The sequence below is a fragment of the Haloferax profundi genome (assembly GCF_001469865.1).
Taxonomy (GTDB): domain Archaea; phylum Halobacteriota; class Halobacteria; order Halobacteriales; family Haloferacaceae; genus Haloferax; species Haloferax profundi.
The window spans coordinates 24,926-32,758 of sequence record NZ_LOPV01000181.1 but is presented as its reverse complement, the minus strand read 5'-3'; the positions used below and the strand labels follow the sequence as shown (position 1 = coordinate 32,758).

9 protein-coding genes and 1 tRNA gene are annotated in these 7,833 nt (G+C 63.4%); 2 read left to right on the top strand and 8 right to left on the bottom strand.

Annotation, left to right across the window (positions count from 1 at the left end; genetic code table 11):
• Window positions 1-86: 86 nt before the first annotated feature.
• A complete protein-coding gene (locus tag AUR66_RS09880) occupies window positions 87-692 on the bottom strand; it encodes a GNAT family N-acetyltransferase (protein ID WP_058572270.1) in 606 nt (201 codons plus the stop codon).
• A 111-nt stretch (window positions 693-803) separates the two neighbouring features.
• Window positions 804-2,096: a 5'-deoxyadenosine deaminase gene (locus AUR66_RS09875; protein WP_058572269.1), complete on the bottom strand. Its 1,293-nt coding sequence runs from the start codon at window positions 2,094-2,096 to the stop codon at window positions 804-806.
• A gap of 149 nt (window positions 2,097-2,245) precedes the next feature.
• Here AUR66_RS09875 and AUR66_RS09870 point away from each other — a divergent pair, with 149 nt between their 5' ends.
• Window positions 2,246-2,497 (top strand): hypothetical protein, encoded by a 252-nt coding sequence (locus AUR66_RS09870; protein WP_058572268.1) that lies wholly within the window; start codon window positions 2,246-2,248, stop codon window positions 2,495-2,497.
• Window positions 2,498-2,730: 233 nt separating this feature from the next.
• Here the strand turns inward: AUR66_RS09870 and AUR66_RS09865 are convergent.
• Both AUR66_RS09865 and AUR66_RS09860 read right to left on the bottom strand, forming a co-directional pair.
• Window positions 2,731-2,805 (bottom strand) — tRNA-Glu (locus AUR66_RS09865).
• Between the two features lie 84 nt (window positions 2,806-2,889).
• Window positions 2,890-4,047 carry a metal-dependent hydrolase family protein gene (locus AUR66_RS09860; RefSeq protein WP_058572267.1) on the bottom strand — a complete coding sequence of 386 codons (1,158 nt, stop codon included), beginning with the start codon at window positions 4,045-4,047 and terminating at the stop codon, window positions 2,890-2,892.
• Window positions 4,048-4,277: 230 nt separating this feature from the next.
• Here AUR66_RS09860 and AUR66_RS09855 point away from each other — a divergent pair, with 230 nt between their 5' ends.
• Entirely contained in the window at window positions 4,278-5,015 is a 738-nt protein-coding gene (locus tag AUR66_RS09855) for an SDR family oxidoreductase (RefSeq protein WP_058572266.1), read from the top strand.
• A gap of 12 nt (window positions 5,016-5,027) precedes the next feature.
• On the opposite strand, the gene AUR66_RS09850 is transcribed toward AUR66_RS09855, so the two are convergent.
• The 4 genes from AUR66_RS09850 to AUR66_RS09835 all read right to left on the bottom strand — a co-directional run bounded on the left by AUR66_RS09850 (window position 5,028) and on the right by AUR66_RS09835 (window position 7,825).
• Window positions 5,028-5,870: an MOSC domain-containing protein gene (locus AUR66_RS09850; protein ID WP_058572265.1), complete on the bottom strand. Its 843-nt coding sequence runs from the start codon at window positions 5,868-5,870 to the stop codon at window positions 5,028-5,030.
• Window positions 5,871-6,599, bottom strand: coding sequence for an archaeal proteasome endopeptidase complex subunit alpha (gene psmA, locus AUR66_RS09845; protein WP_058572264.1), 729 nt, complete (start codon window positions 6,597-6,599; stop codon window positions 5,871-5,873).
• A 146-nt stretch (window positions 6,600-6,745) separates the two neighbouring features.
• A complete protein-coding gene (locus AUR66_RS09840) occupies window positions 6,746-6,928 on the bottom strand; it encodes an HVO_2922 family protein (protein ID WP_058572263.1) in 183 nt (60 codons plus the stop codon).
• 48 nt (window positions 6,929-6,976) lie between these two features.
• The gene (locus tag AUR66_RS09835; RefSeq protein WP_058572262.1) at window positions 6,977-7,825 is read right to left on the bottom strand and encodes a hypothetical protein; all 849 of its coding nucleotides are present in this window, start codon (window positions 7,823-7,825) and stop codon (window positions 6,977-6,979) included.
• Between the last annotated feature and the right edge of the window lie 8 nt (window positions 7,826-7,833).

Sequence of the window (7,833 nt, the reverse complement as noted above, 5' to 3'; positions counted from 1 at the left end):
ACGCGTCGAGTGCCGAACGCGAGTCGGCCAGCGAAGAGTCCGCCGAGGCGAAAGCCTGAGGGCGTGACGACTGCGACGAATTCTGCTTAGTTCTGTGCGGTGTCGCAGACAGACGCAGCACCGCGCGCAATCGCGTCGTCCCACCACTCTCGAGTCTGTGCTGTCGCAACCGAAAGTGGGTCGTCCGGGTCGTCCGGATGGGATTGGAGGTCCAGTGCCCACCACTCCACGTCGTGCCACTCGTCGTGTTTGTAGCCCATGTGGTCGAATCGACCCACACGTTCGAACCCGAACGACTCGTGGAACGCGATGCTCGCCGGATTCGGCGTCGTGATGACGGCGTAGGCAGTCACGTAGCCCATCTGTTCGAGGATCCCGAGGAGTGCCGTGTACAGCCCGCGAGCGACACCGCGGCGCTGGAACTCCGGGTCGACGTATATCGACGTTTCGACCGCCCACTGGTAGGCGTCGCGTTCACGGATAGGCCCGGCGTAGGCGTAGCCAACCACGTCGCCGTCGAGTTCGCAGACCAACCACGGGTGGTGTGTCTTCTTCCGCAGTTTCGTCTCGAGGTCGGTGACGCTCGGCGGGTCGTACGCGAACGTGATGGCCGTCTCTTCGACGAAGGGTTCGTAGATGTCTCGGATGGCGGGGAGGTCAGACTCCGTCACGGGGCGGAGGCGAACGGTCATATCTCTGGTGCGGTCGTGGGGAGAGATAGATGCGGCGATGGCGGCCGGTCTCGCGAGGCGAAGAGAATCTGATGACTTGGGGCTGGGAGTTCAGGTGTCGACGGACGTGGTTCAGATGGTCGCTGCGTACTCACGGGCGCGACGGCGGATGTCGTCCGCGTCGGCCCGGACGTGCTCGCCGCCATCGTAGAGCACTTCGCCGTCGACCATGGTGAAGACCACGTCGTCGCCGTGTGCCGAGAAGACGAGGTGCGACAGCACGTCGTGGAGAGGCGTCGCGCGCGTCACGTCGGTCGTAATCCCGACGATGTCTGCCGTCCAGCCTTCGCGGAGGCATCCGACGCGGCCGAATCCGGCGGCTTTCGCGCCGTTTCTGGTGGCCATCTCGAAGATAGTCGCGGCGGGCGTGGTCGTCGGGTCGAGTGAACCAACCTTCTGGAGCAGACTGGCCTGCCGCATCTCCGTGAAGGGGTCGAGTGTGTTGTTACACGGTGGGCCGTCGTTCCCGAGGGCGACGTTGATTCCGCGTTCGAGGTAGTCGGTGATCGGTGCGATACCCGACGCGAGTTTCATGTTCGACGACGGGCAGTAGGTGACGTGCGTGCCAGTCTCCGCGAGTACCTCGCGTTCGGACGCTTCGGTGTGGACACAGTGGGCGAGGACCACGTCGTCACCGGTGAGGCCGACTTCGTCCAACCAGTGGATGTTTCGCATCCCCGTCTCTGCTTCGACCGTCGCGATTTCGTCTCGGTTCTCACTCGCGTGCGTGTGGATTCGGACCCCGTCGTAGGCGTCTGCGAGTTCGCGGACACCGCGGAGACACGCCTCGGTGCACGTAATCGCGAATCGCGGCGTGAGCGCATACTGGATGCGCCCGCCGAAAGAGTCGTGGTACTGTTGGATGAGTCGTTCCGACTCTGCTAACGCCGCGTCGGTATCTTCTTGCAAGTCTTCGGGCGAGTTCGTGTCCATCAGCACCTTCCCGATGCGTCCCCGGATTCCCATCTCACCGGCCGCCTCGAAGGCCTCCGCAGCGTGTCGAACCGAGAGGTGGTCGACGACGGTTGTCGTCCCGGACTCGATGCATTCGAGGTAGCCGAGTTCCGCGGCGGTGCGCATCCCGTCGGCGTCGAGACTGGCCTCCATCGGGAGGACGTGGTCGAACAACCAGTCGAGAAGCGACGTGTCGTCGGCGATGCCTCGCCCGAGCGACTGGACCGAGTGGACGTGTCCGCCGACGAGTCCCGGCGCGACGATGTCGAACTCGCGCCGGTCGTGGTCGGGGTACGTCTCTTCGAGCGACGCTCGGTCGCCGACTGCGACGACGTGGTCGCCGTCGACGACGACGGCCCCGTCTTCGATGATAGTGGTCGCGTCCGCAACCACTGTTCCCGCGAGTAACATCCTCGTTCGGGTAGTCGACCCGCGCTGAAATAGTTGGGGTACGGACGTCGGGGGACTGGACAGGCGGTGACCTTCGTCGTCGAGCGTGGTTCGGTCGAAACAGGTACCAAGAATTATTATCGGCTCATACCCGAACAACTGTACGATAGATGCCGAGCCCGGAGCACGACGATGTGGACGTAAACGACATCTCGCCACGAGCGTGGCGTCTCCTCCGGACTGCGGCGGGGTACGAACAGCGTGGCGTCGAGAAAGTCGTCGACGACATCATGCAAGCACACATCTCGATGCTGGAGAACAATACGCGAAGCCTCTCGACCCAACGTCTGTACGACCTGTACGAACTCTACGCGACGGAGCTCACAGACGAGCAAATCGCCGCCATCGTGGATAACTTTTGAAGACTTGAGTCCGTGAGACTCGCACACACAGACTCACAGTCCACGCGACACGCACAGCGGTCGCTTGGAAGGTAGTTCGTCAGAGAAGTGCTCCGTCAGGGATTCGAACCACGGTCGCTCTGCTCACTTTGTTCGCGACGCTCTCTGATTCGAATCCCTTCGAGTCGCACACACAGACTCACAGTCCACGCGACACGCACAGCGGTCGCTTGGAAGGTAGTTCGTCAGAGAAGTGCTCCGTCAGGGATTCGAACCCTGGTCATCACCGTGAGAGGGTGATATGATTGGCCGGACTACACCAACAGAGCACGTTGGTACATTCACAGTTATCGCGTGGTTTCGTAAAAGGTTGTCGTTTCTGAAGGGGTATGACACCCACTGCCGTGTTGCGATTAGACGACCTGTGACCCGGCGCGGTACACCTGCTCGGTCGTTCGCCACGCACTCGCATCGTCGCTCGGGTCGTCGGCGAGGACGACGAGGTCGGCGACGTACCCGTCGGCGACTTTGCCAACGTCGTCCAGACCGAGCAAGTCTGCCGCGGTGACGGTTGCCGCATCGAGTGCTTCGGCGGGAGAGAGACCGTAGTCGACCATCAGTTCCATCTCGCGGAGCGCGTTCTGGCCGTGTTCGTTGAACGGTGTCCCCGCGTCGGTTCCCATGGCAATCTTCACGCCGGCGTCGAGGGCGTGTTCCCACGCGACTTCGAAGCGTTCGGCGGCGTCTTCGGCCTTGGCGACTGCCTCTTCGGGGATGCCGGCGTCGATTCCGTGTTCGACGATTTCGAGGACTGCCGAGGCTGTCGGGACCCAGTACGTCCCGTTTTCGGCGAGCAAGTGGGCCGCTTCCTCGTCCATGAACATCCCGTGTTCGATGCTGGTGATGCCGGCGCGGGCAGCGTTTTTGATTCCCTCTTCGCCGTGGGCGTGGGCCGCGGTTGGAACGCCTTTGGCACTCGCAGCGTCGACGAGGGCGCGAATCTCGTCTTCGGTGAGTTCGGGCGCACCCGTGACCGCACCCTCTGTAAGCACTCCGCCAGTCGCCATGCACTTGACCACGTCAGCGCCACGTTTGAGTTGCTCGCGGGCGGCTTTTCGGACCTCGTCGGGGCCGTCCGCTTCGCGGCCGAACCAGTGGCCGTGGCCGCCAGTCATGACGACGTTCTCTCCGGCGGCGAGGACACGTGGGCCGGGAACGTCACCGTCGGCGACGGCGGCTTTCGCACTCGTCGCGAGGTCCCCCGGCGACCCGAGGTCACGGACCGTCGTGACGCCTGCTTCGAGTGTCTCGCGGAGACTGGCGGTCGCTCGGTAACAGGCACGCTCGACTGGTTCAGTTCTATACGACGCCACGTCGGGACGACTGTCCATCATCAGGTGGACGTGCGAGTCGACGAGTCCGGGTGCGACGACGAGGCCCGACACGTCGCGTGTCTCACCGTCGACGTCGTCACCGACAGACACGATTCGACCCGTTGATTCGTCGACGACGACGTTGGCGTCGCGGGACCCGTCGGCATCGACGACCCGCGCACCAGTAAGTGTGAACATGCCTCACTCAACCCGGTACGACGATGTAAAGACGTGGGTGGCGGCGAGGTGGCACAGGTCTGAACCCACATCTGTCCGCCACAATCGCGATGTTCCTCCTGTTCGTGTTCTCCCCGGTCGGTGTCTACGTCTGGCTTCGATATCGGGGGACGCTCGGTGAACCAACAGGCCGCGGACTGGAGTGACACACAGGGGAACCGTTGATTGTCTTGCCCGTCACATCGACTACTATGCGTGACAATCTGGCAGACCGTGTCGCACTCGTCACCGGGGCGAGCGCAGGTATCGGCGAAGCAACTGCACACGCCCTCGCGGACGCGGGCGCGAACGTCGTCCTCCTCGCTCGGCGCGAGGACCGATTGCTCGGTATCGCTGCGGACCTCGAATCCGACCACGGCGTCGAGACACTCGTCGTCCCGACTGACGTGCGCGACGAGGACGCCGTCGAGGCGGCGTTCGACCAGACCATCGACGAGTTCGGCCGCCTCGACGTCGTCGTGAACAACGCTGGCCTCGCCCGCGGGTCGGACGTCGAGTCGATGTCGACCACCGAGTACAGACAGATGATGGACACGAACGTCGACGGTGTCTTCTTCGTCTCTCGCGCCGCACTCCCACACCTCCGCGAGACGGCGGGGAACCTCGTCTTCGTCGGCAGTTTCGCCGGACAGTATCCCCGCCCGTTCAACCCGGTGTACGCCGCCTCGAAGTGGTGGGTCCGTGGGTTCGCCCACAGCCTCGAAGGGCAGGTCGGCGACGCCGACGTCGGTATCACAGTCGTCAACCCGAGTGAGGTCCGAACAGAGTTCGGGTCGGAAGACGGCGAAGCGTTCGAAGTCCGATTCGAGTCCGGTGAAGTCACCGAACCAGAAGAGATAGCCAACGCGATTCGGTTCGCTGCGCTACAGGACGATTCGACCGTCAGTGAACTCGACCTCTACCGGCGCGACAAGTTCACCGGGTGGTGAAGCGCGGGCGGGTCAGCCAGAGACGTGGCTGTCGGCCGACACCACGTTTCCGACGGTAACGTCGTCACCCACAGCGAGCGTCTCGCCCCACGAAGACTCGGGGACGACGGTGTTGACCATGAGTCGGAAGTCGTGGTCGAACCAGTCGCCACCGGACCACGGGGGGAGTGTCTCGCGACGCTTCGTCACGAAGGCTTCGCGGAACCCCGGCGTCGATTCGCCGGTGTCGGGGTCGCGTGTCGGGACGACACAGCGCTGGCAGGGATTGACTCCGGCGAACGAGGCGGCCCCGATACTGAACTCGACGCACGTCTCTCGCTGGTCGAACAGGTGGTCCTCCCAGAACGGGACAGGAGCGTCGAGTTCGAGGTTCGGCCGGAGTCGGCGGCGCATCTCGTCGGTGTCGATTTCCTCGAACCACGACGCGACCCGTTCGAGCGTCGCCGTCGAGATGACCGTCGGACCGCTGGCGGTGGTGTCGTCGGGGAATCCTCCCGAAGAATCGCGCCGGAGTTCGACGTCGTACCCGAAGTACGCCGAAAGCCAGTCGTCGGCGTCGGCGATTGGACCGCCGTAGTCGTCACAGTCGGGCGCGGAGAGTCGAATCGTGTCGTCGTCGAGCGAGACCGAACTTCTGATGCGATGAATCGCGCGTTCTCGCTTCCCGTTGACGTAGTTCCCGTCTGCGTCGAAGATGGCGTACTCGCGGTCGCCGGAGAGGCCACCGTTTTCGACGAGTTGGGTTCGCTCGACGTACTCTGGGTCAAGCGATTTCACTGGATAGACCGCGATACGGTCCAGCGTCACTGCGGCGTCTGTCGTCTGCTGGTCGTCCGCCTCTGCCCCGTTCGTCATCTACTCCTCGTCTGCGTCGGGTTCGACGTCGGCGAACGCTTCGGAAATCGTCGCTTCGTCGAGCGTCACGAATCCGTCTTCGGACAGCGTGACGGCGCTCACGTCGCTGGCGGTGAGTTCGGCGTCAGCCTCGCGGAGTGCACTCAGCGCGAGGGTGACGCCGTCGTCGAGCGACAGGTCGTCGGTGTACTGTTCTTCGAGGGCGGCCTGGATGTCGTTGCGTCGGCCACCGATAGCGACGGCCTTCCACTCTTGTGGGGTCCCCGAGGGGTCGGTCGCAAAGAGGCGTCCGCGCCCGTCTTCGACGCCGCCGATGAGGAGCGACGCGCCGTACGGCCGGGTACCCCCGGACTGCGTGCTCTCTTGGATGTTGTCGGTGATGGCCTTCGTGAGCGCTTCGACGCCGATTGGTTCGCCGTAGCGGAGTCGCTCACGCTGCGCGGTCGTTCGAGCGAAGTCCACGAGTTTGCGCGCGTCGGCGACGTGGCCCGCACTGGCAGCACCGAGGTTGTCGTCGAGTTTGTGAATCTTCTCGATGCTCTTCGTCTCCATGAGCGACGAGGGCGAAGAGCGCTGGGCCGCGAGAACGACACCGTCCGTCGTTCTGACGCCGACGACCGGCGCGCCACGTTTGACGGCCTCACGGGCGTACTCGACCTGATAGATACGGCCATCCGGCGAGAACAGCGACGTACCGCGGTCGTACGCTTGTTTGTCGTTTCGGTTCATCGGGCAACCACCTCAGTCGCGAGGGCGACGTTCGTCATTACCCCGTGGTCGGTTCCGGAGGCGGAAAAAGCCTCCACACCCGGCAGTGGTGTGGGGTTCACGTCGCGGGTTCCCGCTATCGCAGTACGGAGACACTCACTGTCGGGTCACTTCTCGACGACTTCGGCATCCCGAGCGTTCTGTTTGACGCTCTCGATACCCTGCTTGGCCTTCTGTTTCGACGCGTATCCCTCGCCCGAGTCCGCAAGGATGTTTCCGTTGTCGTGGACGAGACGCCACCGATACTGTCCCTCGACGTCGGCGTACACCTCGAAGTGCGCTTTACTCATACGTGATGCAATGCTGTCAACGACGAAAAATGTCGCCCCGTCTCGTGGTCATGCCGGCGCTTCTTCGACCGCAGAGAGGTCGACTTCGAACAATCGACTCCCGCAGTCGTCGCACCGAGTGACGAGAACTTGCCACGAGCGACAGCAGGACTCCGCCGTCTCTTCGGTGAACTGAACCGGCCCGCCGCAGTCCGGACACTGGTCGAGGTACACGCGAATGCCTCTCGCCAGTGCACTTCGGTGGTCGTTGGTGAGTGCGTCCCAGTCGTCGATTCGGTCTTCGAGGACGGCATCGGCCGCCATATCGGCGATGAGTGCACCGTGGGATTCCCACCTCCCGACGTGTGTGCCGCCGACGATGGCGACGAACCAGCGGTCACGGTCCTCCAACGAGATTCTGTCCGTGTCGATACCGAGCATCGCCGCGAGTCGCCGTCGAACGACAGCATCGTCGGTTCGCTGAATCTCACGCGTCCACGCGGTTTCGAAGTCGTCTGTCAGGCAGAGGTCGTCCACGTCGTCGCACTGTTCGAGTGCGCGAGCGCCCTGTAACACTGCCTCCACGTCGAGTTCGGGACTGCCGTCCACGTCGAGCATCGCGTCGCTGTCCGTGCCGACTTCGTCCCCCGGCGTCGGTTCTTTGTCGAACCAGCGAAGGACACGGTCCGGGAGATATCGCTTCGTCAGCGTCGGCGTCCCCGGAACGAGGTACCCGCGGATGTAGACGACGCTTGCGAAGACGACGAACGACGCGAGCGCGAGCGGGGCCCACACGATGCCGAGGACGATACTCATCGTGGCTGCGATGAGGACGTTCACGACGGTACAGGGAATACACCGATTTTCGCCGGTGTACTCGGGTTGGTGAATCCGCTCGAAGAGTGCTGAACGTGTCATGTTTCCAA

Bases quoted from the DNA above. Each gene is read 5' to 3' on its own strand.
- AUR66_RS09880 (WP_058572270.1), bottom strand. From the start codon at position 692: ATGACCGTTCGCCTCCGCCCCGTGACGGAGTCTGACCTCCCCGCCATC.
- AUR66_RS09875 (WP_058572269.1), bottom strand. From the start codon at position 2,096: ATGTTACTCGCGGGAACAGTGGTTGCGGACGCGACCACTATCATCGAA.
- AUR66_RS09870 (WP_058572268.1), top strand. From the start codon at position 2,246: ATGCCGAGCCCGGAGCACGACGATGTGGACGTAAACGACATCTCGCCA.
- AUR66_RS09860 (WP_058572267.1), bottom strand. From the start codon at position 4,047: ATGTTCACACTTACTGGTGCGCGGGTCGTCGATGCCGACGGGTCCCGC.
- AUR66_RS09855 (WP_058572266.1), top strand. From the start codon at position 4,278: ATGCGTGACAATCTGGCAGACCGTGTCGCACTCGTCACCGGGGCGAGC.
- AUR66_RS09850 (WP_058572265.1), bottom strand. From the start codon at position 5,870: ATGACGAACGGGGCAGAGGCGGACGACCAGCAGACGACAGACGCCGCA.
- psmA (WP_058572264.1), bottom strand. From the start codon at position 6,599: ATGAACCGAAACGACAAACAAGCGTACGACCGCGGTACGTCGCTGTTC.
- AUR66_RS09840 (WP_058572263.1), bottom strand. From the start codon at position 6,928: ATGAGTAAAGCGCACTTCGAGGTGTACGCCGACGTCGAGGGACAGTAT.
- AUR66_RS09835 (WP_058572262.1), bottom strand. From the start codon at position 7,825: ATGACACGTTCAGCACTCTTCGAGCGGATTCACCAACCCGAGTACACC.